Here is a 25,353-nt window from a genome sequence, read left to right as displayed (position 1 = left end):
ATAAATTATGGCTTATCAAAGGATTCGTCAGCCAAAACTCTCTGATGTTATAGAACAAGAGTTAGAAAGGTTGATAGTGGAAGGAACATTGTCTCCGGGGCAACAACTGCCTCCAGAGCGTGAACTGGCAAAACAGTTCGATGTGTCTCGTCCTTCAGTCCGAGAGGCCATTCAACGCTTGGAAGCGAAGCGTTTGTTGACTCGTCGCCAAGGTGGCGGAACATTCGTAAGTGAGAATATCTGGAAGAGCTTTTCAGATCCCTTGTTGAATTTGTTGTCTAGTCATTCTGAAACCCAGCTTGATGTGCTTGAGTCTCGTCATGCGATGGAAGGAATTTCAGCCTACTTTGCAGCTTTACGTGGTACCGAAGAAGATTTTGCGCGTATTCAAGGTTGCCTTGAGCGCATTAGCCAAGAGCAAGCAAACAACGATATCGAAGCTGAATCTGCGGAAGTAATGCAATTTTTGATCGCTTTGACAGAAGCCGCGCACAACGTGGTTTTGTTGCACATTGTTCGAAGCTTAGCACCTTTGCTTGAGCAAAATATTCTACAAAATTTTAAATTACTACGTCGCCGCCCAGAAGCGGTCGAGAAAGTCAGTAAACACCGAGCCAATATCGTGGATGCGATTGTTTCTGGTCAGCCTGAAAAGGCGCGAGAAATGTCCCACTCGCACTTGGCTTACATCGAAGAAACATTGTTGGATTTGACTCGAGAAGAGTCTCGACGAGAGCGTTCTCTACGTCGAATTCAGCAGGGTAATGACTCGTAAGAGCGTTACTTAAATAAGTAGATCCAACCAACAGAAGGATAGATCGCCATGTCTGATATGAAGCATGACGTAGATGCACTGGAAACTCAAGAATGGCTACAAGCGCTTGAGTCAGTTGTACGTGAAGAAGGTCTAGAGCGTGCTCAATTCCTATTAGAGCAAGTTCTAGATAAAGCACGTCTAGACGGTGTTGATATGCCAACAGGTATCACAACTAACTACATCAACACGATTCCTGCAGACCAAGAACCAGCATACCCAGGTGACACAACACTTGAGCGTCGTATTCGCTCAATTATTCGTTGGAACGCTATCATGATCGTTCTACGTGCATCTAAGAAAGACCTAGAGCTAGGCGGCCACATGGCGTCTTTCCAGTCTTCTGCTGCGTTCTACGAGACATGTTTCAACCACTTCTTCCGTGCGCCAAACGAGAAGGATGGTGGCGACCTAGTTTACTACCAAGGTCACATTTCACCAGGTATCTACTCACGTGCATTCGTTGAAGGTCGTCTAACTGAAGAGCAGCTAGACAACTTCCGTCAAGAAGTAGACGGAAAAGGTATTCCTTCATACCCGCACCCTAAACTGATGCCTGAATTCTGGCAGTTCCCGACAGTATCGATGGGCCTAGGTCCAATCGCTTCTATCTACCAAGCTCGTTTCCTTAAGTACCTAGAAGGCCGTGGTCTTAAAGATACTTCAGAGCAGCGCGTTTACGCGTTCCTAGGTGACGGTGAGATGGATGAGCCAGAATCACGTGGTGCTATCTCTTTCGCTGCGCGTGAGAAACTAGACAACCTATGCTTCCTAATCAACTGTAACCTACAGCGTCTAGATGGCCCTGTAATGGGTAACGGTAAGATCATTCAAGAACTTGAAGGTCTGTTCAAAGGTGCTGGTTGGAACGTAGTGAAGGTAATCTGGGGTAACAACTGGGATTCACTACTAGCTAAAGATACGACTGGTAAGCTTCTACAGCTTATGAATGAAACGATCGACGGCGACTACCAAACATTCAAATCAAAAGATGGCGCGTACGTACGTGAGCACTTCTTTGGTAAGTACCCAGAGACAGCTGCACTTGTTGCTGACATGACTGATGACGAAATCTTCGCACTTAAGCGTGGTGGTCACGAGTCTTCTAAGCTATACGCGGCATACAAAAACGCGGCAGAAACTAAAGGTCGTCCAACAGTAATCCTAGCTAAGACTGTTAAAGGTTACGGCATGGGTGAAGCGGCTGAAGGTAAGAACATCGCGCACCAAGTTAAGAAGATGGACATGACTCACGTACTACACCTACGTGACCGTCTAGGTCTTCAAGACATCCTAACTGACGAAGCAGTGAAAGAACTTCCGTACCTGAAACTTGAAGAAGGTTCAAAAGAGTACGAATACCTACACGCTCGTCGTAAAGCGCTACACGGCTACACGCCACAGCGTCTACCAAAATTCACTCAAGAATTCATCGTTCCTGAGCTAGAAGAATTCAAGCCACTACTAGAAGAACAGAAGCGTGATATCTCTTCTACTATGGCATTCGTACGTGCACTAAACGTTCTACTTAAGAACAAGAACATTGGTAAGAACATCGTTCCTATCATTGCTGACGAAGCACGTACATTCGGTATGGAAGGTCTGTTCCGTCAAATCGGTATCTACAACCCGCACGGTCAAACTTACACACCAGAAGACCGTGGCGTTGTTTCTTACTACAAAGAAGCGACTTCAGGTCAGGTTCTACAAGAAGGTATCAACGAGCTAGGTGCTATGTCTTCATGGGTTGCTGCTGCGACTTCATACTCGACAAACGACCTACCAATGATCCCGTTCTACATCTACTACTCAATGTTCGGCTTCCAACGTGTTGGCGACATGGCGTGGATGGCTGGTGACCAACAAGCACGTGGTTTCCTACTAGGTGCAACTGCGGGTCGTACAACGTTGAACGGTGAAGGTCTACAGCACGAAGACGGCCACTCGCACATTTTGGCGGGTACGGTTCCTAACTGTATTTCTTACGACCCAACATTCGCGTACGAAGTAGCAGTAATCATGCAAGACGGTATCCGTCGCATGTACGGTCCAGAACAAGAAAACGTGTTCTACTACCTAACGCTAATGAACGAAAACTACGCAATGCCAGCAATGCCAGAAGGCGCTGAAGAAGGCATCCGTAAAGGTATCTACAAGCTAGAAACTTACACGGGCGACAAAGCGAAAGTTCAGCTAATGAGCTCTGGTACTATCATGAATGAAGTACGTAAAGCAGCTCAAATCCTAAGCGAAGATTACGGTGTTGCTTCTGATGTTTACTCTGTAACGTCATTCAACGAACTAACTCGCGATGGCCAAGATGCAGAGCGTTTCAACATGCTTCACCCAGAAGCGGAAGCGAAAGTACCTTACATCCAAACAGTAATGGGTACTGAACCTGCTATCGCAGCAACTGACTACATGAAGAACTACGCAGAGCAGGTTCGTGCATACATTCCTGCTGAGTCTTTCAAAGTTCTTGGTACTGATGGCTTCGGTCGTTCAGACAGCCGTGAAAACCTACGTCGTCACTTCGAAGTGAACGCAGGTTACGTAGTAGTAGCAGCGCTAACTGAACTAGCGAAACGTGGCGAAGTTGAGAAATCTGTAGTTGCAGAAGCAATTAAGAAATTCGACATCGACACAGAGAAAACAAACCCGCTATACGCTTAATTAAGAAGGTAGATAAGAAATGGCAATCGAAATTAATGTACCAGACATCGGTGCGGATGAGGTTGAAGTTACTGAGATTCTTGTAAGCGTTGGCGACAAGGTTGAAGAAGAGCAATCTCTGATCACAGTTGAAGGCGATAAAGCTTCTATGGAAGTTCCTGCTTCTCAAGCGGGTATCGTTAAAGAAATCAAAGTTGCAGAAGGCGACAAGGTTTCTACTGGTTCTCTAATCATGATTTTCGAAGCCGAGGGTGCAGCTGACGCTGCACCTGCTCCTGCGGCAGAAGCAGCTCCAGCAGCAGCTCCAGCTCCAGCAGCAGCGGCAGAACTAAAAGAAGTTCACGTACCAGACATCGGTGGTGATGAAGTAGAAGTTACTGAAATCATGGTTGCCGTTGGCGACAGCATCGAAGAAGAGCAATCTCTTCTAACTGTTGAAGGCGACAAAGCTTCTATGGAAGTTCCAGCGCCATTCGCAGGTACTCTAAAAGAGATCAAAGTTGCAGCAGGCGATAAAGTATCGACTGGCTCACTTATCATGGTATTCGAAACAGCAGGTTCAGGCGCTCCAGCAGCACCAGTGGCAGATGAAGCTCCTGCGGCAGCAGCTCCAGCAGCGTCTGCGGCAAAAGAAGTGAACGTTCCAGATATCGGCGGCGACGAAGTTGAAGTTACTGAGATCATGGTTGCGGTTGGCGACACAGTGGAAGAAGAGCAATCTCTAATCACTGTTGAAGGTGACAAAGCTTCTATGGAAGTTCCTGCACCATTCGCTGGCACAGTTAAAGAAATCAAGATTGCAGCTGGCGACAAAGTGTCTACTGGCTCACTAATCATGGTATTCGAAGTGGCGGGTGCAGCACCTGCTCCTGCATCAGCTCCAGCTCAAGCGGCAGCACCTGCAGCTCCGGCTCCTAAAGCAGAAGCTCCAGCGGCAGCAGCTCCAGCAGCGACTGGCGATTTCAAAGAAAACGATGAGTACGCTCACGCGTCTCCAGTTGTTCGTCGTCTAGCGCGTGAATTTGGCGTTAATCTTTCTAAGGTTAAAGGTTCTGGTCGTAAGAGCCGTATCCTAAAAGAAGACGTTCAAGCTTACGTGAAAGATGCGCTTAAGCGTCTTGAGTCTGGCGCAGGTGCAGCAGCATCTGGCAAAGGCGACGGCGCGGCTCTTGGTCTACTACCATGGCCAAAAGTGGACTTCAGCAAGTTTGGTGAGACAGAAGTTCAACCGCTATCTCGCATTAAGAAGATCTCTGGCGCAAACCTACACCGTAACTGGGTAATGATCCCGCACGTTACACAGTGGGATAACGCAGACATCACGGCTCTTGAAGCATTCCGTAAAGAGCAAAACGCGATTGAAGCGAAGAAAGACACTGGCATGAAGATCACACCACTTGTGTTCATCATGAAAGCGGTAGCTAAAGCGCTTGAAGCGTTCCCAGCGTTCAACTCTTCTCTATCAGAAGACGGTGAGAGCCTAATTCTGAAGAAATACGTGAATGTTGGTATCGCGGTAGATACACCAAACGGTCTAGTTGTTCCTGTATTTAAAGACGTGAACAAGAAAGGCATCTACGAGCTATCTGAAGAGCTAATGGCGGTTTCTAAGAAAGCACGTGCTGGTAAGCTAACTGCGGCTGACATGCAAGGTGGCTGTTTCACTATCTCTAGCCTAGGCGGTATCGGCGGTACAGCGTTTACTCCAATCGTAAACGCACCAGAAGTTGGTATCCTAGGTGTGTCTAAGTCAGAAATGAAACCGGTATGGAACGGTAAAGAGTTCGAACCGCGTCTACAACTTCCACTGTCTCTATCATACGACCACCGTGTGATCGATGGTGCTGAAGGTGCGCGCTTCATCACTTACCTAAACTCATGTCTATCTGACATTCGTCGTCTAGTTCTGTAATAGAAATTAGATGAATGAGAGGCGGCAACTTAGCCGCCTCTGCTAATCATAATTACCGACAATTTGGTTATCAGCCTTGCTTCGTTCAGGGTTTTCACAATCGAATTGTTGTCTAGCTCACAGGCTAAATTGATTTACTTTTCACACCATTAACATCTCTGTAAACTGTTAGCGGTCTGAAAATAACTGTTTAAAACAAATCTCTCTTAAACATAAAAAATCGATACCCACTCAGCCTGTTAGGGATAATGACTACAAGAGGTCAAAATGAGCAAAGAAATTAAAGCCCAAGTTGTTGTACTTGGTTCTGGTCCTGCTGGTTACTCCGCTGCATTCCGTTGTGCGGACTTAGGTCTTGAAACTGTACTAGTTGAACGTTACAGCACGCTTGGCGGTGTATGTCTGAACGTGGGTTGTATCCCATCTAAAGCACTGCTTCACGTTTCTAAAGTAATTGAAGAAGCGAAAGCGATGGCTGACCACGGCGTTGTGTTCGGTGAGCCTCAAACAGACATCAGCAAAATCCGCATCTGGAAAGAAAAAGTTGTTAACCAACTAACTGGCGGCCTAAGCGGTATGGCTAAGATGCGTAACGTAACAGTAGTTAACGGTTACGGTAAGTTCACTGGCCCTAACTCTATCCTTGTAGAAGGCGAAGGTGAGCCAACAGTTGTTAACTTTGACAACGCAATCGTTGCGGCTGGTTCTCGTCCAATCAAACTGCCATTTATCCCGCATGAAGACCCACGTATTTGGGACTCTACTGACGCTCTTGAACTAAAAGAAGTGCCAGAAAAACTGCTTATCATGGGCGGTGGTATCATCGGTCTAGAAATGGGTACGGTTTACCACTCTCTAGGTTCTAAAGTTGAAGTTGTTGAAATGTTTGACCAGGTAATTCCTGCAGCAGACAAAGATATCGTGAAAGTATTTACTAAGCGTATCAAAGACAAGTTCAAGCTAATGCTAGAAACGAAAGTAACAGCAGTTGAAGCAAAAGAAGACGGTATCTACGTTTCAATGGAAGGCAAGAAAGCGCCAGCTGAAGCTGAGCGTTACGATGCGGTTCTAGTTGCTATCGGTCGTGTACCAAATGGTAAGCTAATCGACGGTGAAAAAGCGGGTCTAGAAATTGACGAGCGCGGCTTCATCAACGTTGATAAGCAAATGCGTACTAACGTTCCTCACATCTTCGCGATCGGTGATATCGTTGGTCAACCAATGCTTGCTCACAAAGGTGTGCATGAAGGTCACGTAGCTGCTGAAGTTATCTCTGGTAAGAAGCACTACTTCGACCCTAAAGTTATCCCTTCAATTGCGTACACTGAGCCAGAAGTGGCTTGGGTTGGTAAGACTGAAAAAGAAGCGAAAGAAGAAGGCATCAAGTACGAAGTAGCAACATTCCCGTGGGCAGCATCAGGTCGTGCAATCGCATCTGACTGTGCAGATGGTATGACTAAGCTAATCTTCGACAAAGAAACTCACCGCGTAATCGGTGGTGCTATCGTTGGTACTAACGGTGGTGAACTACTTGGTGAAATCGGCCTTGCAATTGAGATGGGCTGTGATGCAGAAGATATCGCTCTGACTATCCACGCTCACCCAACTCTACACGAGTCTGTAGGTCTAGCTGCTGAAGTATTTGAAGGTTCAATCACTGACCTGCCAAACAAAAAAGCAGTTAAGAAGAAGTAAGCTTTTCTGACTGAATAATAGAAGCCGCTGCATTGCAGCGGTTTTTTTATGCTTGTTATATAGAAATATAAATGTGTGCTGATCTGACTGCAGACAATAAAAAGCCCACCAAACGGTGGGCTGACATATATCACGAGTTAAGCTTTAGTGTTCACGGTTGTAAATGCAAAGCATATCTAAGTATGAATTCACTAGATGTTTCAGCTCCGCTTCACCTTTAGCGCGGTTCGCTTGGACAAACAGTGAGTAACAAATACCGTGGAACAGGTTCGCCAAGTGTTCTGAATCGTGCTGGTCACACACTTCGCCACGTTCAATTGCTTTAATGAACATGTTTTGTACCAGCAACTGGTTAGTACGGTTAGTTGAAACAAACAATGGCCATACTTCGTCACGTGTTGAAGCACTCCACTCGAACCATACTTTTAGCCAGTGACAGTCTTGGCTGACAAGCTCAATCATCGCATTAGTAATATTGGCGATGTTTTCACGTGCGTGTAAGTCTAGGTCTATGTTATCCGATAGGAAGTTTGAGAACTGACGTACGACGTGATTGAGAACTTCATCCACCAAGTCTTCGCGTGTAGGGAAGTAGTTAAAAACAGTCGCCACAGAAACTTGAGCAATTTCTGCGATATCTGCGTGACCACCACGACCGATGCCGCGGCGCGCAAATACTTCCAATGCGATTTCCATTAACTGTTGCTTACGCTTAATTGGAGAAAGCCTAGTTCTAGGTCTCTTTGCAATTGAGTCCATATCCATTTTCCTTGCCATTTGAGTTGATATTGGGGGTAACCCCCTAATTGATTATTTTAATAGTTGCTTAAAGCAGTGATGAGTGTAATGGTGCATATGCACAAGGTCAACATCTGTAGAACAATTTATATACAGTAATGTCATTATTATTGATAAATTTAGCTATGAACTTTATAAAACTAAGACCTTCTTCCAAGATTTTTTGGCAACAGGATGCGACTTTCAACCCAATGAACGTGGTGATACACTACACGCCGTAAGATTAGGTGATCGTTTGCGTGCGACTTACCTCAACCCACAAATTTAGATTGAGCACAGTATGAAACATACAATAGAAGTCATGATTTCTGAGCAAGAAGTTCAGGAGCGAGTTCGTGAATTAGGCAAACAAATTACAGAGCGTTATCAAGGTAGTGAAGATCTTGTGTTGGTAGGCTTATTGCGAGGCTCATTTGTATTTATGGCAGACTTGGCACGTGCTATCGAACTGACTCACCAAGTTGATTTTATGACTGCGTCAAGCTACGGCAATACGATGGAAAGCTCACGTGACGTTCGTATCTTGAAAGATTTGGATGATGACATCAAAGGTAAAGATATTCTGCTTGTTGAAGACATCATTGACACTGGTAACACACTAAATAAAATCCGTGAGATTCTTTCGCTACGTGAGCCGAAGTCTATCGCTATTTGTACGCTCCTAGATAAGCCATCTCGTCGTGAAGTGAATGTTCCTGTGGATTGGATTGGTTTCGAAATTCCAGATGAATTTGTCGTTGGGGTGGGTATTGATTACGCGCAGAAATACCGCCACTTACCATACATCGGTAAAGTTGTACCTCAAGAATAATCATTGAGTTCAGCATTAAAAATAAAAAAACGCCCATTTAAGATGGGCGTTTTTTGTTCAACTTTTAGATATGACTTAGCGACAAAGCAGCTTGTTGTCTGTATTTAGAATCGTCGAAAGAGCTTTCTGGTAAGACGCTTCTACGGTTTCCTTAGAGTTAGAACGAATGCCTAAGTACTCTAAGCGACCATCTTCAATTCCGTATACCACACCATGAATTTCAACATCTTGCCCACGCTCCCAAGCGTTTTGCAGGATGGTTGAGTTACCCAAGTTGTACACTTGCTCTGCAACATTAAGCTCGCCTAGTTTATCCGCTCGATCTTGTTGCGGCATTTGATCTAGGTAAGTGCGGTGTTTGAAATAGATATCTCTGATATGTAACAGCCAATTATTAATAAGACCTAGCTTAGGGTTATCAATGGCTGCGTTTACACCACCACATCCATAGTGCCCACAGACAATGATGTGTTTAACCTTAAGAACGTCTACAGCGTACTGGACGACCGATAGACAGTTGAGATCAGTATGGATAACTTGGTTTGCAACATTCCGATGAACAAAGAGTTCACCTGAGTATAGTCCGGTTAGTCGCTCGGCAGGGACGCGGCTATCAGAGCAGCCAATCCAAAGAAAATCAGGCTTTTGACCCTCTGCGAGTTTTGCGAAGTATTCAGGTCGATCAGATTTGATCTCTTGAGACCATTTCGAATTGTTTTCAAATAACTGTTTTATTTCCGGCATTTTGCAAACTACTTCCCTTAAAAGACAAAATCGCTGCCGCTGTTTGTGTGCACATGCAAGCGATCAGTGTTGTAACTATACACAATGTTACAATTTCGATCTCGTTAAATATTCGTCAGATAGGACTCATCTGACTAGTTTTCATTAAGAAAAAAGTAAAATCTGGTGAAACTATTTGTGGTGTGAATTTAGCCTTAATCTATTTATGGTTTAAATTTTCGCCTAGCTCGTTAAAGTAGTGATATTTTACTTTTTAAAATTGAATGCAGGGAAAATCAGCAGTGTTCGGTAGTCGTTTTGAAGATATCAATTTCAAAGGGGATGTGTTTGGCGGGGTAACCACGGCGATTATCTCTCTCCCTCTGGCGTTAGCGTTTGGTGTTGCATCCGGAGCCGGGGCTGAGGCCGGCCTTTGGGGGGCAATAATGGTCGGTTTGTTTGCCTCGTTATTTGGTGGTTCTAATACGTTAATATCAGAACCGACAGGGCCAATGACGGTAATCATGACCGCAGTATTAACCAGTATGATGGCGAAATACCCAGAAACGGGCATGGCTATGACTTTCACAGTTGTCATGATGGCTGGCGCGTTCCAAATCCTATTGGGGACGTTAAAACTGGGTAAATACGTTACCTTGATGCCTTACAGCGTTATTTCTGGGTTTATGTCTGGCATAGGTGTGATTCTTATCATTCTGCAGTTATCGCCTTTGATGGGGCATGCTGCGCCTTCAGGGGGAGTACTCGGAACGTTATCTGCTTTGCCGGAGACCATTTCTAACCTTAAGTTCAGTGAGTTGTTTTTGGGACTACTGACTTTGGGGATTCTTTTTTTCTTCCCTAAGCAATATCGTAAATACGTTCCTGCACAGCTCGTGGCATTGGTCGCGGTGACTTTATTGTCTGTGATTCTCTTTGATACAGAAGATATTCGTCGTATCGGTGAAATTCCTGCTGGGTTACCTTCTCTCGTCGCACCATACATTGACACAGATATGTTTGTCGAGATGGTCATTGATGCATTAGTGCTAGGCACATTAGGTTGTATTGATACTTTGTTAACGGCAGTTATCGGTGACTCATTAACTCGTAAAGAACACGACTCAGATAAAGAGCTGCGAGGTCAAGGGTTAGCTAACATGATCTCAGGCTTGTTTGGTGCGCTGCCGGGGGCGGGGGCTACCATGGGGACGGTAACGAATATCCAAGTTGGGGCTCGTTCGCCATTATCTGGTGTGATTCGTGCACTAATGTTGGCGTTGGTTGTACTGGTTGCTGGCGGGTTAACAGAGCCAATCCCGATGGCTGTGTTAGCAGGCATTGCGGTGTATGTTGGCTTTAACATCCTAGACTGGAGCTTTATTCAGAGGGCACATAAGGTAAGTTTTTCCGGAATGGCGGTGATGTATGGCGTTATGTTGCTTACAGTATTCGTTGATCTTATCGTTGCGGTGGGTTTAGGCGTCTTTATCTCGAACATTATCATCATCGAGCGTTTGAGCCGAGAGCAGGCGCGACAAGTAAAAGCGATCAGCGACGCGGATGAAGATGATGTGCCGCTGACTGACAGCGAGCGTGGCTTGTTGGATCGTGCGAATGGTAAAGTGCTGTTCTTTTATCTTTCCGGTCCGATGATCTTTAGTGTTTCTAAAGCCATTTCACGTCAACACTCTAGTATTTCGGACTATGACGTGATGATTCTCGATCTTACGGATGTACCAATGATTGATGTGACCGTCGGTTTGGCATTAGAGAATGCGATTAAGGATGCTCTCGATGCCAATTGTGCCGTGTATTTATTATGCCCGAATGAGCGAACACGAGAACAGCTAGAGAAATTCCATGTGATTGACCTTGTCCCGGATGAAAATATGTACCAATTCCGTTACGAAGCATTGAATGCGGCGGTGGCACATGTTGAGGCAGACCAGTATCAGCGCATAACGGCGTAATCATTCTGACAGTTAAAAACGCAACAGTTTCCTGTTGCGTTTTTTTATGCTCTATTTTGTCTTACTTAGAGATAACCTTTACGAGGTAAGGGTTATATTTCCAATATTATCGAAAGGTTTATTTGTAATCATCGTTATTCAACGATAAACTGATGGACCTCCAGTACGATACCCAAGGCGATTTTGTAGTAAACCGCTGCTAAATATGAGTCGGTATTAGTAATCACAAACAAACGGCAATCAAGACCTTATGTACGCATTAGAAATTGAACAATTGCGCAAGACGTATGCAGGTGGCTTTGAGGCGTTAAAAGGTATAAGTCTCCAAGTGAAAAAGGGTGACTTCTACGCGCTTCTGGGTCCCAATGGTGCAGGAAAATCGACCACGATTGGCATCATTTCCTCCTTAGTGAATAAAACCTCCGGAACGACGAAAGTTTTCGGTTATGACATTGATACCGACCTCGAATTGGCCAAGCAGAATTTAGGCTTGGTGCCACAGGAGTTCAACTTCAACCAGTTTGAAACCGTTGAGCAAATTGTGATGCAGCAAGCTGGCTATTACGGTGTGTCTAAAGTATTAGCCAAAGAAAGAGCAGAAAAATACCTGAAAAAATTGGATTTATGGGAAAAACGCCAAGAGCGTGCTCGTAACCTATCCGGTGGGATGAAGCGTCGTTTAATGATCGCAAGAGCTTTGATGCACGAGCCGCAGTTACTCATTTTAGATGAACCAACGGCTGGAGTGGATATTGAACTACGCCGCTCAATGTGGGGGTTTCTGAAAGAGATCAACCAAGAGCAAGGAATTACGATTATTTTAACGACACACTACCTAGAAGAAGCGGAGATGCTGTGTCGAAATATCGGCATTATTAATCGTGGTGAGCTGATTGAAAATACCACCATGAAGGCGTTACTAGGTAAGCTAAGCGTCGAGACATTTATCTTGGATATTGAGTCAGAAGTCGAGGTGCCTGAGCTTGAAGGTGTTAATCGACAAAGTATTGTTGATGGCTCTTTAGAGATAGAACTAGATAAAAGCCAAGGATTGAATTCGGTATTCAGTCAGTTAACAGAGCATGGCATTAAAGTTCTCTCAATGCGTAACAAAGCCAACCGACTTGAAGAGTTGTTTGTCAGCATTGTAAGAGAGGGGAGTAATTAAATGTACGGTTTATATTGGACGGCATTTCGCAGCTTGCTGAGCAAAGAAGTTACTCGTTTTACACGTATTTGGGTGCAAACCTTAGTGCCGCCAGCCATTACGATGACGTTGTACTTCATCATTTTCGGCAATCTTATTGGCTCTCGAATTGGTGAGATGAGCGGCTTTAGTTACATGGAGTACATTGTTCCAGGTTTGATCATGATGTCGGTGATCACTAACTCATACTCGAACGTGGCGTCGTCATTCTTTAGTGCAAAGCTACAGAAGAATATTGAAGAACTGCTGGTGGCACCGGTACCAAACTATGTGATTATTGCTGGCTATGTGATGGGCGGCGTGACTCGAGGTTTGTTGGTCGGTGCAATTGTTACTTGTGTGTCACTTTTGTTCGTTGATTTGCAAGTGGAGCACTGGGGCATTATTGTCGCGACTGTCTTCATGACGTCGGTTGTATTTGCTCTCGGTGGCTTGATCAATGCGGTTTACGCAAAAACGTTTGATGATATTTCGATCATCCCTACGTTTGTATTGACTCCTTTAACTTACTTGGGAGGAGTCTTTTATTCGATCAGTCTGCTGCCTGAATTTTGGCAAGGCGTTTCTAAGATCAACCCAATCGTCTACATGGTGAATGCGTTCCGCTACGGCTTTTTAGGTGTCTCGGATGTGGGCATTGTCACTTCATTTAGTGTACTTGCAGTGTTTGTTGTTGCACTGTATGCCATTGCGCATTATCTAGTAACCAAAGGGATTGGGCTAAGAAGCTAAGCCATTCTCATAAAGCAAAGAGCGGCGATTCACGCTGCTCTTTCGCGTGCATAACAATACATACCCATACAATTTTTCGGTTTTTATCATGGTAGGTTTCAATCATTTGTAATAAATGAGTGATCCTATGAATATTGTCCCGCCGCCGCCTTTCTCCTATCAGTTACTTAAGCCCAAATATTGGTCTGTATGGCTGGCATTTGGATCTTTAGCGATTCTTGTTAATGTACTGCCATACGTAGTATTGCGAATCTTAGGTAGAAGCATCGGCTGTATTGCGATGCATGTAATGAAGCGCCGACACAAGATCGCTCTGCGTAATCTCCAGCTGTGTTTCCCTGATTTTACGGATTGGCAATGTAAGGACGTAGTACGAAAAAACTTTCAATATACTGGAATGGCGATCATCGAAACCGGTATCGCTTGGTTTTGGCCAGATTGGCGGATACGTCGGATAACCTCTATTGTTGGAAAAGATCGTTTACTCGCTGAGGAAAAGAATGGACGTGGTGTGTTGGTGGTGTGCAGTCACCATTTAAACTTGGAGATAACCGCTCGTATTTTTAGCCAGTTTGCCCAAGGTTATGGCGTTTATCGCCCAAATTCGAATCCTGCTTATGAGTTTATTCAACATCGAGGTCGAACTCGTTTTGGACATCAAATGATTGATCGAAAAGACGTGAAATCAATGCTCAAAGTTCTGAAGAATGGTCATCGACTTTGGTATTTACCCGACCATGATTATGGCGTTAGCCATTCTGTTTTTGCGCCGTTTTTTGCTGTTGAACAAGCGGCGAGTACCGTCGGGTCTAGTGTTCTCATTGATGCAACAAAGTGCGCGGTTATATCTGGCGTTACAGTGAGTAAAAATCACCATTACACGCTGTACATTGGAAAAGACATTAGCGAGCGTTTCGAGAGACGTAATGCGGTTAAAGCGGCAAGCATCTTGAACCAAGAGCTTGAGAAAATGATAAAACGTGATATTCCAGCGTGGATGTGGCTGCACAAGCGGTTTAAAACTCGCCCTGAAGGGTTAGATTGCGTCTATACGTAGAGTATAAAAAAGGTCGACTAAGAGTCGACCTTTTTACTTTTATGGCTCAGAGCTTACTCTGCGTTCTCTGAGTTTGTATTGTTAGATTCAGCTTCTTCCTTCGTTTCGACAACCATATCTACCGTTTGGTTATCGATAAGACGAGCTTTGCCTAGGAACGCAGACATCAGAATAACAGCTTGTGTCGTTTCTGGTGTGATCACTTGTAATGTACGAGCATCACGAATGAAGATCTCATCAGGGTGCAGACCTGCAGCTCGAAGTTGGTCGCTTGCATCTTCGATGATCGATGCGTAGTCATCGCGGCCACCGCGAATGGCACTACTGATCCAACGCATTGTACGAGCAAGTACAGGAGCGCGTTGACGCTCGTCCAGCGTAAGCAAGCCATTGCGTGAACTCATTGCTAAACCGTCCATTTCACGTACGGTTGGTACACCGATGATTTCAATGTCCATTGCTAGGTCATCAACCATCTTGCGGATAACAGCAAGTTGTTGGAAGTCCTTCTCGCCGAAGCACGCGACATCCGGTTGTACGATGTTAAACAGCTTATTCACAATCGTCGTCACGCCACGGAAATGACCTGGTCGAGACGCGCCTTCGAGAATTGTTGATAGGCCAGGGACATCGACGAAGGTTTGCTTATCCAGACCTTCAGGGTAGATAACTTCTGGTGTTGGCGTAAATACCACATCGACCCCTTCAGAGGTTAACTTGCTTAAGTCTTCCTCTAGCGTGCGTGGGTAATTATTTAAATCGTCAGCACGATCAAACTGCATCGGATTAACAAAGATGCTTACGACAACGATATCAGCGTATTCGCGTGCTTTACGCACTAAAGTTAAGTGGCCTTCGTGAAGGTTGCCCATGGTAGGGACAAACGCCACTTTACGACCTTCACGTTTAAAGGTTTTAAGGTGTTCACGAACTGCTGAGATTTCCGCAAAAGTTTGCATGCATTTATCCTCTAGGCAATGGTATGAGCGTCGTCTGGGAATACACCGTTGGCTACATCTTCAATGTATTTAGTAACGGCTTTGCGCATATCACCTGTTTCAGCAAGAAAGTTTTTGGAGAATTTCGGCATGTAGTTGGCAGAAATACCGAACATATCATGCATCACGAGAATTTGACCATCTGTTACGTTACCTGCACCAATACCGATAACAGGAACGTCAAGCACTTGCGTAATACGTTCAGCAAGCTCAGCTGGTACGCATTCTAGTAAGACGATTTGAGCGCCTGCTTCTTGCAGCGCTAATGCGTCTTTTACCATGCGGTCTGCTTTTTCTTGATCGCGACCTTGGATTTTGTAACCACCAAAAATATTAACAGCTTGAGGAGTTAAACCAAGATGAGCACAAACTGGAACTGATCGTTCAGTGAGCATTTTCACCGTGTCGACAAGCCAGTCACCACCTTCAATTTTTACCATATTGGCACCAGCACGCATCAGTTTAGCCGCACTTTCGCAAGCTTGCTCTGGCGTGGTGTAGCTCATGAATGGCATGTCTGCCATCAACAAACAATTTGGGCTACCAGCACGTACGCAACGAGTATGGTAAGCGATATCATCGACCGTTACTGGCAGAGTATCGTTGTGACCTTGCAAAACCATACCTAGAGAATCACCAACAAGAAGTACTGGCATTTCTTGGCTTTCAAACAGTTGGGCAAAGCTCGCATCATAAGCGGTTGAAGTAGCAAATTTACGACCTTCTTGCTTCCACTTGATTAGGTCGTTGATGGTCATTTTTTTCATGGTTTTATCCTTACTAGGAGTTGGCTATGACTGCCAGATACTGAGGCCGTTTCTATCTACTTGTTCCAGTAGTTCAGAGACCTCGGTCCCATCAGGGAGTTGTAAACTTGGTGCAATTTCCGCAAGAGGGTAGAGTACGAATTCACGCTCTTTCATTCCATAATGAGGAACGATCAGCCTCTCGGAATTAATCACCTCATTGCCATAAAGCACAATGTCGAGGTCCAAGGTTCTTGGTCCCCAGCGTTCGTCTTTACGGACACGCCCTTGTTCTTGCTCTATAGCTTGTGTGCAATTGAGCAATTCAATAGGCGTCAAACTGGTGTTAATAGACACAACCGCATTGATGTAATCCGGTTGGTTTTGTGGCCCCATTGGCGTGCTGCTGTATAGCGAAGAAGCTTGAACAAACTCTGATTTAGGCAGCGTTTTTAATGCTTCAATCGCTTGCTTCGCTTGGCTGACAGGATCCGCCAAGTTACTGCCTACCGCAATGTACGCTGTAATCATGATTTGGGCTTACTCTTTTTCTTGCGATAAGTTTTACGGCGGCGCTGGCCTGTTTTCGGTGATTGACCGTCTAAGTCGGCAGCCATTGCTTGACGCATTTCTCGGCCTGCATTTTGAAAAGTTTCCCACCACTTGGCAAGCTTCTGAGTGTCACCACCTTCAATTTCACCGCGCATTTCAAGAAAATCAAAGCCAGCTCTAAATTTATTGAGCTCCATAAGACGGAATGCACGTTTACCGTTACGTCGTGGAAGACGAAGCTGTAACTGCCAAATCTCGCGAATGGTTGCGGTGTGGCGTCTTGGAATGGCAATTGTGCGAACTTGCTCGTCAAGAATGATGTTGCTCGCTTCCATAATGGCGTCGTAATGGCCTAAGTTGCGCTCTTCCATCAGTTCATCGGCTTTCGCACACAGTGGGTACCACAGCATTGCAGCAAACATAAATGCTGGATTGATGCGTTTCCCATCTTCGATGCGCATGTCGGTAGAATCTAGGACAAGATCCAACATCTGCTCAGTATGAGAGGAGTAATCTTCTGTAAAGTGCGCTGCAATCGTCGGGAATAGTTGCTGGAATAGGTTGTACTCACGCAGTAGGTGGTAGGTTTCTAAGCCATGACCGGATTGCAATAATTTGAGTGACTCTTCAAAAAGACGCGCTGACGGAATGTCACCGAGCAACGGTGCCATGTGTTCGATTGGCGCTGCGGTGTCTTCTTCAATATCAAAGTCTAGTTTTACCGCGAAACGAACCGCACGCAGCATGCGCACAGGGTCTTCACGGTAGCGTGTTTCTGGATCACCAATCAGTCGAATTAGGCGATCTTCTAAATCTTCAATACCACGTGCGTAGTCGTGAATCGAGTAATCTGCGATGTTGTAGTACATCGAGTTAATCGTGAAATCACGGCGCTCAGCATCTTCATCGATGGTGCCGTAGACGTTGTCACGCAGCAGCATACCCTCTTTTGATTGCTGAGAAATGCTCTTATTCTTTTGCTCTTGGTGGTGACCACGGAATGTCGCAACCTCAATGATGTCTCGGCCAAACATAATATGAGCCAAGCGGAAGCGGCGACCAATCAAACGGCAGTTACGAAATAGCTGTTTGATCTGTTCCGGCGTTGCGTTGGTCGCAATGTCAAAATCTTTTGGTTTTTGTCCAAGCAGTAAGTCTCGAACCCCGCCACCCACAAGAAAAGCATCGAAACCAGCACCATTTAGGCGGTACAGTACCTTCAGCGCATTATCACTGATCTGCTTACGCGAAATGTTGTGCTCTTCACGAGTTATTACATTGAGAGCGAGCTCTGGAATTGTGGCAGGTTCGCTTGGTGTATAGTCGTTTGTATTCATGTGCATCTGGCAATAACTGGGTTTAATCCAATCTTGCTTTGGTTAGTTTTATACGCCTCTAGGGCCTAATTTGCGGCTAATGATAGCCTACACAATGCCATTTGAGAATCACGGTGTGATCTCGATCTCTGCTGGAAGCTGTTCCAACCGCCAGTTTTCGCAGCCCCAACGAAGAATATCTTCTATGTTGGCCGCCCTTACGGTTTCAGGTATCTCGAAACCTAAAAATGTCATGGCGCGCAATAGAGTAGGTTTTGGTGTATCTATATCAATAGCCGTCGCGTGATTTTGTTTCGACAATTTATTGCCGTTGTTGTCCATCGCCAATGGTAAATGCAAGTAGCTAACTTCAGGCTGACCAAGTATTTGGTACAGGCTAATTTGACGCCCTGTCGGCTCGATTAAGTCTGCACCTCGCACGACTTCTGTGACGCCTTGGTCGATGTCGTCTAATACTACCGCAAGATTATAAGCAAATAATCCATCTCGACGTTTAATAATGAAATCTTCATTAACGAGTTGCTCTGGAATCGTAATGGTTCCCTGCTTTTGGTCGAGGAAATGAGCGACAGGCTTGGTCATTTTTAGGCGAATCGCGCCGTCTTTCAAGTTTTTATCGCGGCAAGTGCCAGGATAAAAACCGCCATGCTCTTTAATTTGCTTACGAGTACATTGGCAATAATAGGCTTCTCCATTTTCGAGCCATTTGTTTATTTGAGCTTGGTAAAGGTCGTGACGTTCGCTCTGGTATACCACTTCTCCATCCCAATGCAGCTGATAGGCCTTGAGTGCCTCTAGGATAAGTTGCGCTGCACCTGGCATTTCTCTTGGTGGGTCTAAGTCCTCAATACGTACTAACCAAGCTCCGTTTTGTGCTTTCGCTTGAAAATAACTGCCAAGAGCGGCAATCAGTGAACCAAAATGCAGTGGACCAGAAGGAGATGGGGCGAATCGACCTACATAGCGTGTCATGCGTGTATCTCGAATTTAGTAAACAAATAGGGTGCGAAGATAGCCAAAACAAAAAGGGAGCCTGAGCTCCCTTCAACAATCATAATGCTGGGTGATTAACCTTGCATTTGCTTCTCTTTGATTTCTGCAAGTGTTTTACAGTCAATACAAAGGTCAGCGGTTGGACGTGCTTCAAGACGGCGAACGCCAATCTCTACGCCACAAGACTCACAGAAGCCAAAATCGTCTTCTTTGATTTTATCCAAAGTCTTTTCAATCTTCTTGATCAAACGGCGTTCGCGGTCACGGTTACGCAGTTCTAGGCTGAACTCTTCCTCTTGAGAGGCGCGGTCAACTGGATCTGGGAAGTTTGCTGCTTCGTCCTGCATGTGGTGAACAGTACGATCCACTTCAGCTCTTAGCTGGTCGCGCCAAGCTGTTAAGATTTTCGTAAAGTGTTCAACCTGCTCTGGTGACATGTACTCTTCACCAGGTTTTTCCTGATATGGCTCCACGCCGGCAATGGCTAGGATGCCTATCGTTTTCTTCTTTGATTCTGGCATACAGCATCTCCTACTTACACCTAGTCAACTGCTACGCAGTCAATTTAAGGCGGGTATCTATAGCAAAAAGAGGCGGTGCAAGCAAATACTGAATCGCAAAGTTATCGTCAATGTGAAGACGACATCATTTTTTCTCTTAATTGATAAAATCAATAGCGGAAATCAGCTTCATTCCAGTATCGCTCAGTTCAGCTTTGTAGCAGAGAACTTCCACTCCAGCGTCTTGTGCTTGTTTGAGTAATAGTGAATATTTCGCGTCTATATGGTGCGCCGCGGATACTTTTTCAATACCTGAATGTAAAACAGTGAATAAAAGTATGGCTCTACTTCCATTTTGTGCCATTTCTGTGAGCTCTCTCAGGTGTTTTTGTCCCCGAGTCGTGACCGCATCTGGGAAGTATCCTTGTCCAGTAGAGTCGGTCTCATCAAGAAGAGTGACGCTTTTCACTTCTATATAGCACTTTGGCTTGTCGTCTGCGCTGAGCAAGATATCAATTCGGCTATTTTCATTGCCGTATTTCACCTCAGTTTGAAGTGTGTCATAACCACAAAGCTCTGAAATGACATTATTTTCAATAGCCTCTACGGCTAATTGATTGGCACGCGCGGTGTTGATACAAATACGGTGGCCTTGTTCGGTCTCACTCAACTCCCAACTATTGGGGTATTTTCGTTTCGGGTTGTCGGAAGTAGAAAACCAAACCTTGTTTCCGGGCGTTGCACAACCCGTCATTGCACCTGTATTTGCGCAGTGGATTGTACGGATTTCACCAGTATCGAGCTCGATATCGGCAAGAAAGCGTTTATAACGTTTGAGTAGAGTGGCGGACTCTAAAGCGGGTGTGAAATGCATTTGCTTATTTAGACAAAAAATTTTTTATGTACAATGTTGCCATCATTACACCATAAGGTATTTCCTTTGTCACAATTGCCGATTGAAGCCGTGATGCCTGAGTTGCTGACGGCGGTCAAAAATCAACATCAAGTGATCTTAAAAGCGGCGCCTGGTGCCGGTAAGTCGACTTACTTCCCTTTGCAGTTACTCTTAAATCATTCGGTTGCTGGAAAAATCATCATGCTTGAGCCAAGACGACTCGCGGTGCGTAACATTGCCCGTTATCTTGCTGAGCAATTGGGAGAACAAGTTGGTCAACGCGTGGGTTATCGAGTTCGTGGCGAGGCAAAGGTAAGTTCTGCAACGCAGCTGGAGATCGTGACCGAAGGGATCATGACCAGGATGATCCAAACTGACCCTGAACTGGATGGGGTTGATCTACTGATCTTTGATGAGTTTCATGAACGCAGCATTCATGCCGATACCGCTTTGGCATTCAGTTTAGAAGTTCAAGAGGCATTGCGAGACGATCTCAAGCTGGTGGTAATGTCGGCAACGCTTGACCAACAAGCATTACAATCGTTGTTGCCGGAAGCCAGTTACATTGAATCTGAAGGGCGCAGCTTTGATGTGGCAATGCGCTACCAGCCGTTAGGTGTGAACGAGCATTTACCTACGAGTATGGCAAAAACAATAGAAAGTCTTATGAACAAAGAGTCTGGATCTTTGTTAGCTTTCCTACCGGGTGTTGGTGCCATAAAACAAGTTGAAGAGCGGTTGTCTCATTTAGCGGATGATATCGACGTATGCCCACTTTATGGTCAACTGAGCTTTGCAGATCAACAAAAAGCGATTACGCCAGCAGAACAAGGTAAGCGTAAAGTCGTTCTAGCGACCAACATTGCAGAAACTTCACTAACGATTGAAGGCATTCGCCTCGTCGTTGATTCTGGGTTAGAGCGTATTGCCCGCTTTGATTTGAAAAACGGTTTAACACGCTTAGAGCAAACACGCATTGCACAGTCTTCAGCGATTCAGCGTACAGGACGAGCGGGACGAATAGAAGAGGGCATTTGTGTTCGTCTTTATTCTGAAAACCAGTTCAAGCAGCAACCGCTGGTTCCCCAACCCGAAATTTTGCATTCCGATTTAGCTAGTTTAGTTATGGAGCTTGCCTTTTGGGGAGCGAGTGATATCCACGATCTAAAGTGGCTTGATGTTCCAGCTAATGCGTCATTGGAACAAGCGAAGCAGCTATTGGTGTCATTGGGACTACTGACGGAAAAAGGGCAATTAACGTCCGAAGGAAAACAGGCGCATGAACTAGGCGTTGAGCCTCGTGCGGCTGCGATGCTAATTAAAGCGCAATCTTACAGTGATAAGATGTTAAATGCTGCTTTGGCGGCGGTCGCACTGATTGAAGAGCCAGAGAGGAGTGTTACCAATATCGCTCATAGCTTGCATCGTTGGCTTGTTGGTACTCATCCAAAAAAGTCGATGTTGTTCAAGCGTGCTCAATCTCTAGCGTACAAATTGGATACGGTATTTGACCTGAAAGGCGTGGATGAAGATGCATTACCGCTGGTGTTAAGTTTGGCATTTCCAGATCGCATTGCGCAGCAGCGCACAAATCAATTTGGGCGATTTACTTTGGCTAATGGTCATGGTGCAGAATGTCGTCAGGAAGACATGCTAGGTGGCTGTGAGTATTTGGTTGCCGTTGACTTAATGCGTTCTCATTCTAACTCAAGTCAAATTCATTCGGCATGTGAATTGGATGTCAATATATTGCGAACGACCTTTGATACGCTATTTTCGTCTGAAGAAGTAGTGGACTGGGATGAAAAAAGAGGCCGTCTAATAGCTGAGCGACAAACAAAACTCGGTCTGCTGGTCGTTGAACGCGAGCCGTTGCCAAGCCCGGGCAAAGAAAAAATGACACAAGCTTTACTCACGTATGTCCGCCGCCAGGGCTTACAGAGTCTAAACTGGACACCGGCAGCGGAGAGCTTGTTGGCTCGGATTCGTTGTGCGGTGGAATGGTTACCTGAGCAGTCATGGCCAGTGTTTGATGAAGCCAGTTTGCTGGATTCATTAGAGGAGTGGTTAGAACCATACATGACGTCTGTCAGCTCGGTTAAAGACCTGAGCAAGATAAACTTGGTCGAAGCGCTTAATGCTCTATTAGGTTGGCCACTCAATCAACAACTGGATGAATGGTTACCTGAGTATTACCAACTACCCACAGGTTCAAAGAAGCGTATCCGTTACCAATATGGCCACGAGCCGATATTATCGGTGCGTATGCAAGAAGTATTTGGGGAGAGTGGTTCCCCAACGGTGGCTCTTGGCCGCAAGCGTTTGGTGCTTGAACTGCTTTCACCGGCACAACGTCCATTGCAAGTAACGTCGGACTTGGCGGCTTTCTGGAACGGAAGCTACAAAGACGTTCAAAAAGAGATGAAAGGGCGCTACCCAAAACACGTTTGGCCAGATGATCCTGCCAATCATGTAGCAACAACGAAAACAAAAAGACAATTGAATAATGACTGACAGCAAGAAGCCTAGCGCGAAAAAAGCGCCAGCGAAGAAAAGTACAACCAATAAAGGAACCGCAAAACAGACTCGACGTACGCCGAGTAAAAAACCGACTAACGAGAAACGTTCGTGGTTGAAAGTTCTGTGGTCGTTTAGCTGGAAAGCTGGCGTTGCACTTGCCGCTGTTTTGCTGTTTGTTGGGATTTACTTAGATAGTGTGGTGAAAGAACGCTTTGAAGGCCAGCTGTTTGAGCTGCCAACGGTGGTTTATGCCCGTATCTTGAATCTAAGCCCTGGTGAGAATATCACCATCCAAGAACTGCGCAACGAGCTAGATGTGTTGAATTACCGTAAAGTGAGTCAACCTCGTTACCCAGGCGAATATTCCTCTTCTTCCACTCGGATTGAATTGATTCGTCGTCCATTCGAGTTTGCCGATGGTCCCGAGCCGGATCGTCACATTATGCTGCATTTCTCTGATTCCGGCTTGCAACGTATTCAGTCTTTAGAATCTCGAGGAGACCTTGGTTACTTGCGCCTAGAACCGAAGATGTTGGGCATGCTGGAGAAAGACCGTGATGAACAGCGCCTTTTCTTACGTCGTGATCAGTTCCCAGAAATTTTAGTGGATGCGCTGCTTGCGACCGAAGACCGGGATTTTTATCAACATGACGGGGTGTCACCGCTCGCGATTGCACGTGCATTGGTTGCGAACATTAAGGCGGGTCGTACTGTTCAAGGCGGTAGTACGTTGACTCAGCAATTGGCAAAAAACCTATTTTTGACTCGTGATAAAACACTGTGGCGTAAAGTTCGAGAAGCTTATATCGCGCTAATTTTGGATTACCGTTACAGCAAAGATCGTATCTTAGAAGCCTACCTAAACGAAGTGTACCTAGGTCAAAGTGGAGGTGAAGCGATCCACGGGTTTGGCTTGGCGTCGCGTTACTATTTTGGGCAGCCAATTCAGGAGTTGCGAATCGATCAACTGGCGATGTTAGTTGGGATGGTAAAAGGACCGTCTTACTACAACCCAATTCGTTACCCTGAGAGAACGAAAGAGCGTCGTGATCTCGTTCTGCGCCTGTTAATGCAGCAAAACATGTTGACTTCAGAGCAGTATGAACAAGCTGTAAGCCGTCCACTCGATACGCAAAGCAAGCCACGTATTGCGAGCCGTCAGCCAGCTTATTTCCAACAATTGAGTATTGAATTAAAAGAAAAAGTTGGGGAGCGATTTAAGGCAGAGACCGGACTGCGCGTATTTACGTCTCTGGACCCAGTATCGCAAAGCAAAATGGAACAAGCTATCGCGAAAAAGATCCCAGAACTAGCTAAACGGGGTGGTAAAGAGTTAGAAGCCGCAGCTGTGGCCGTTGATCGCCATAGTGGTGAAATCCGTGCGATGGTAGGTGGTAAACGTGTCGGTTATGAAGGCTTTAACCGCGCGCTCAATGCCAGTCGTCCGATTGGTTCTTTGGTGAAACCAGCGATTTACTTAACGGCTCTAGAACAACCGGATAAATACAACCTAGGCACGACGCTACACGACACGCCGTTAAGTCTGAAGAGCAGTAAAGGTAACGTGTGGACGCCGCGCAACTACGATAGAAAATATCGTGGTGATGTGCCACTTTACATTGCTTTAGCGAAATCACTTAACGTACCAACCGTGCGCTTAGGTATGGCACTTGGCATTCCTGAAGTGTCCAATACTTTAGAGCGTTTGGGCGTGAACAAAGACGAAATTCGCCCAGTGCCTTCGATGTTTTTGGGTTCGTTTTCTTTGACGCCATTCGAAGTTGCACAGATGTATCAGACTCTGACGAATTCAGGTAAGCGTGCAAAACTGACCGCTCTGCGCTCAGTCATGGATATGGAAGGTAATGTGCTGTATCAATCCTTGCCTCGTTCATCAAGAGCCGTGGATGAACAAGCTGCATGGCTAACGACCTACGCGATGAAACAAGGGGTTGCTCAAGGCACTGGCCGCTTCTTACAAAGCCAGTTTGGTTGGGCTGCATTGGCAGGAAAAACGGGTACCAGTAATGACAACCGCGATAGTTGGTTTGTCGGTGTTGATGGTCGTGAGGTGACGACAATTTGGCTAGGCCGCGACGATAATAAACCCGTGAATCTAACGGGGTCGAGTGGTGCATTACGAGTGTACGCAGAGTACTTGAAGCAGCGTATTCCTGAGCGCTTAGAGCTCCCATGGCCAAGAGAAATCACCACATTAGGGTTCAAGCCTACATCTGATGGAGGTTTAGAAATGAACTGCCGTAGTGATTACAAACTGCCGGTTTGGGATAAAACCGGTCAGATAAAGCAACAGTGTGAGAAGAAATCAAACTGGTTAAATAGCATATTTGATTGGTAGCATCGCCAAATCAACAACATTAGCTTGTTTATCTGATTAATTCTTAGTACATATTAGG

The 25,353-nt window shown here is 45.5% G+C and carries 20 protein-coding genes; 11 read left to right on the top strand and 9 right to left on the bottom strand.

The genetic code is table 11. The features are described 5' to 3' along the window. Positions 1–7 precede the first annotated feature (7 nt). The 4 genes from pdhR (at position 8) to lpdA (ending at position 7,094) form a co-directional block, all read left to right on the top strand. The gene (gene pdhR / locus R8O10_RS07375) at positions 8–775 is read left to right on the top strand and encodes a pyruvate dehydrogenase complex transcriptional repressor PdhR (protein WP_005379989.1); all 768 of its coding nucleotides are present in this window, start codon (positions 8–10) and stop codon (positions 773–775) included. Positions 776–823: 48 nt separating this feature from the next. Further along, on the top strand, positions 824–3,487 hold the full coding sequence (aceE, locus tag R8O10_RS07370) for a pyruvate dehydrogenase (acetyl-transferring), homodimeric type (protein WP_005386612.1): 2,664 nt from the start codon (positions 824–826) through the stop codon (positions 3,485–3,487). Between the two features lie 19 nt (positions 3,488–3,506). Further along, positions 3,507–5,399: a pyruvate dehydrogenase complex dihydrolipoyllysine-residue acetyltransferase gene (gene aceF, locus R8O10_RS07365; RefSeq protein WP_222716602.1), complete on the top strand. Its 1,893-nt coding sequence runs from the start codon at positions 3,507–3,509 to the stop codon at positions 5,397–5,399. Between the two features lie 267 nt (positions 5,400–5,666). After that, positions 5,667–7,094: a dihydrolipoyl dehydrogenase gene (lpdA, locus tag R8O10_RS07360; protein WP_005379993.1), complete on the top strand. Its 1,428-nt coding sequence runs from the start codon at positions 5,667–5,669 to the stop codon at positions 7,092–7,094. A gap of 144 nt (positions 7,095–7,238) precedes the next feature. Here the strand turns inward: lpdA and opaR are convergent, their stop codons facing one another. Further along, positions 7,239–7,853, bottom strand: coding sequence for a transcriptional regulator OpaR (opaR, locus tag R8O10_RS07355; RefSeq protein ID WP_005379994.1), 615 nt, complete (start codon positions 7,851–7,853; stop codon positions 7,239–7,241). Positions 7,854–8,172: 319 nt separating this feature from the next. Between opaR and hpt the strand changes: the two genes are divergently transcribed. Continuing rightward, a complete protein-coding gene (gene hpt, locus R8O10_RS07350) occupies positions 8,173–8,703 on the top strand; it encodes a hypoxanthine phosphoribosyltransferase (RefSeq protein ID WP_005379995.1) in 531 nt (176 codons plus the stop codon). Between the two features lie 75 nt (positions 8,704–8,778). On the opposite strand, the gene can is transcribed toward hpt, so the two are convergent. Further along, a complete protein-coding gene (can, locus tag R8O10_RS07345) occupies positions 8,779–9,447 on the bottom strand; it encodes a carbonate dehydratase (RefSeq protein WP_005379996.1) in 669 nt (222 codons plus the stop codon). Positions 9,448–9,728: 281 nt separating this feature from the next. On the opposite strand from can, the gene R8O10_RS07340 reads away from it, so the two are divergent. The 4 genes from R8O10_RS07340 (at position 9,729) to R8O10_RS07325 (ending at position 14,395) form a co-directional block, all read left to right on the top strand. After that, on the top strand, positions 9,729–11,399 hold the full coding sequence (locus tag R8O10_RS07340) for a SulP family inorganic anion transporter (protein WP_005379997.1): 1,671 nt from the start codon (positions 9,729–9,731) through the stop codon (positions 11,397–11,399). 250 nt (positions 11,400–11,649) lie between these two features. Next, positions 11,650–12,567, top strand: coding sequence for an ABC transporter ATP-binding protein (locus tag R8O10_RS07335; RefSeq protein ID WP_005380000.1), 918 nt, complete (start codon positions 11,650–11,652; stop codon positions 12,565–12,567). Continuing rightward, positions 12,568–13,338: an ABC transporter permease gene (locus R8O10_RS07330; RefSeq protein WP_005386598.1), complete on the top strand. Its 771-nt coding sequence runs from the start codon at positions 12,568–12,570 to the stop codon at positions 13,336–13,338. It abuts the gene before it with no gap. A 127-nt stretch (positions 13,339–13,465) separates the two neighbouring features. After that, positions 13,466–14,395 carry a Kdo(2)-lipid IV(A) acyltransferase gene (locus tag R8O10_RS07325; protein ID WP_053304122.1) on the top strand — a complete coding sequence of 310 codons (930 nt, stop codon included), beginning with the start codon at positions 13,466–13,468 and terminating at the stop codon, positions 14,393–14,395. A 53-nt stretch (positions 14,396–14,448) separates the two neighbouring features. Here the strand turns inward: R8O10_RS07325 and panC are convergent, their stop codons facing one another. From panC to sfsA, 7 genes are all read right to left on the bottom strand, one after another. Beyond that, complete coding sequence (gene panC / locus R8O10_RS07320; protein WP_065274834.1) at positions 14,449–15,354, bottom strand: pantoate--beta-alanine ligase; 906 nt, start codon at positions 15,352–15,354, stop codon at positions 14,449–14,451. Between the two features lie 11 nt (positions 15,355–15,365). Then, positions 15,366–16,160 carry a 3-methyl-2-oxobutanoate hydroxymethyltransferase gene (panB, locus tag R8O10_RS07315; protein ID WP_054574817.1) on the bottom strand — a complete coding sequence of 265 codons (795 nt, stop codon included), beginning with the start codon at positions 16,158–16,160 and terminating at the stop codon, positions 15,366–15,368. 24 nt (positions 16,161–16,184) lie between these two features. Next, positions 16,185–16,670, bottom strand: a complete 486-nt coding sequence (folK, locus tag R8O10_RS07310) for a 2-amino-4-hydroxy-6-hydroxymethyldihydropteridine diphosphokinase (protein ID WP_017635910.1) — start codon at positions 16,668–16,670, stop codon at positions 16,185–16,187. After that, positions 16,667–18,034 (bottom strand): polynucleotide adenylyltransferase PcnB, encoded by a 1,368-nt coding sequence (gene pcnB, locus R8O10_RS07305; RefSeq protein WP_005386589.1) that lies wholly within the window; start codon positions 18,032–18,034, stop codon positions 16,667–16,669. The genes folK and pcnB overlap by 4 nt, the downstream gene beginning before the upstream one ends. Before the next feature lie 102 nt (positions 18,035–18,136). Further along, the gene (gluQRS, locus tag R8O10_RS07300; RefSeq protein ID WP_047102653.1) at positions 18,137–19,000 is read right to left on the bottom strand and encodes a tRNA glutamyl-Q(34) synthetase GluQRS; all 864 of its coding nucleotides are present in this window, start codon (positions 18,998–19,000) and stop codon (positions 18,137–18,139) included. 95 nt (positions 19,001–19,095) lie between these two features. Beyond that, a complete protein-coding gene (dksA, locus tag R8O10_RS07295; RefSeq protein ID WP_005386584.1) occupies positions 19,096–19,542 on the bottom strand; it encodes an RNA polymerase-binding protein DksA in 447 nt (148 codons plus the stop codon). Between the two features lie 136 nt (positions 19,543–19,678). Next, complete coding sequence (gene sfsA / locus R8O10_RS07290) at positions 19,679–20,395, bottom strand: DNA/RNA nuclease SfsA (protein ID WP_017635909.1); 717 nt, start codon at positions 20,393–20,395, stop codon at positions 19,679–19,681. Between the two features lie 66 nt (positions 20,396–20,461). On the opposite strand from sfsA, the gene hrpB reads away from it, so the two are divergent. After that, on the top strand, positions 20,462–22,930 hold the full coding sequence (gene hrpB, locus R8O10_RS07285; protein WP_318191259.1) for an ATP-dependent helicase HrpB: 2,469 nt from the start codon (positions 20,462–20,464) through the stop codon (positions 22,928–22,930). Continuing rightward, positions 22,923–25,295: a penicillin-binding protein 1B gene (mrcB, locus tag R8O10_RS07280; RefSeq protein WP_005380020.1), complete on the top strand. Its 2,373-nt coding sequence runs from the start codon at positions 22,923–22,925 to the stop codon at positions 25,293–25,295. The genes hrpB and mrcB overlap by 8 nt, the downstream gene beginning before the upstream one ends. The last annotated feature ends 58 nt before the right edge of the window (positions 25,296–25,353 follow it).

Source organism: Vibrio sp. 1727, assembly GCF_033344415.1.
In the GTDB taxonomy this organism is placed as follows: Bacteria; Pseudomonadota; Gammaproteobacteria; order Enterobacterales; family Vibrionaceae; genus Vibrio; species Vibrio alginolyticus.
This window is presented reverse-complemented; position numbering and strand designations above follow the sequence as displayed.

Excerpts from the sequence above, each read along its gene's own strand:
- hpt (WP_005379995.1), top strand. The coding sequence starts at position 8,173 with ATGAAACATACAATAGAAGTCATGATTTCTGAGCAAGAAGTTCAGGAG.
- folK (WP_017635910.1), bottom strand. The coding sequence starts at position 16,670 with ATGATTACAGCGTACATTGCGGTAGGCAGTAACTTGGCGGATCCTGTC.
- R8O10_RS07335 (WP_005380000.1), top strand. The coding sequence starts at position 11,650 with ATGTACGCATTAGAAATTGAACAATTGCGCAAGACGTATGCAGGTGGC.
- panB (WP_054574817.1), bottom strand. The coding sequence starts at position 16,160 with ATGAAAAAAATGACCATCAACGACCTAATCAAGTGGAAGCAAGAAGGT.
- can (WP_005379996.1), bottom strand. The coding sequence starts at position 9,447 with ATGCCGGAAATAAAACAGTTATTTGAAAACAATTCGAAATGGTCTCAA.
- aceE (WP_005386612.1), top strand. The coding sequence starts at position 824 with ATGTCTGATATGAAGCATGACGTAGATGCACTGGAAACTCAAGAATGG.
- panC (WP_065274834.1), bottom strand. The coding sequence starts at position 15,354 with ATGCAAACTTTTGCGGAAATCTCAGCAGTTCGTGAACACCTTAAAACC.
- mrcB (WP_005380020.1), top strand. The coding sequence starts at position 22,923 with ATGACTGACAGCAAGAAGCCTAGCGCGAAAAAAGCGCCAGCGAAGAAA.
- opaR (WP_005379994.1), bottom strand. The coding sequence starts at position 7,853 with ATGGACTCAATTGCAAAGAGACCTAGAACTAGGCTTTCTCCAATTAAG.
- R8O10_RS07330 (WP_005386598.1), top strand. The coding sequence starts at position 12,568 with ATGTACGGTTTATATTGGACGGCATTTCGCAGCTTGCTGAGCAAAGAA.
- sfsA (WP_017635909.1), bottom strand. The coding sequence starts at position 20,395 with ATGCATTTCACACCCGCTTTAGAGTCCGCCACTCTACTCAAACGTTAT.
- dksA (WP_005386584.1), bottom strand. The coding sequence starts at position 19,542 with ATGCCAGAATCAAAGAAGAAAACGATAGGCATCCTAGCCATTGCCGGC.
- pdhR (WP_005379989.1), top strand. The coding sequence starts at position 8 with ATGGCTTATCAAAGGATTCGTCAGCCAAAACTCTCTGATGTTATAGAA.
- lpdA (WP_005379993.1), top strand. The coding sequence starts at position 5,667 with ATGAGCAAAGAAATTAAAGCCCAAGTTGTTGTACTTGGTTCTGGTCCT.
- aceF (WP_222716602.1), top strand. The coding sequence starts at position 3,507 with ATGGCAATCGAAATTAATGTACCAGACATCGGTGCGGATGAGGTTGAA.
- pcnB (WP_005386589.1), bottom strand. The coding sequence starts at position 18,034 with ATGCACATGAATACAAACGACTATACACCAAGCGAACCTGCCACAATT.
- R8O10_RS07325 (WP_053304122.1), top strand. The coding sequence starts at position 13,466 with ATGAATATTGTCCCGCCGCCGCCTTTCTCCTATCAGTTACTTAAGCCC.
- gluQRS (WP_047102653.1), bottom strand. The coding sequence starts at position 19,000 with ATGACACGCTATGTAGGTCGATTCGCCCCATCTCCTTCTGGTCCACTG.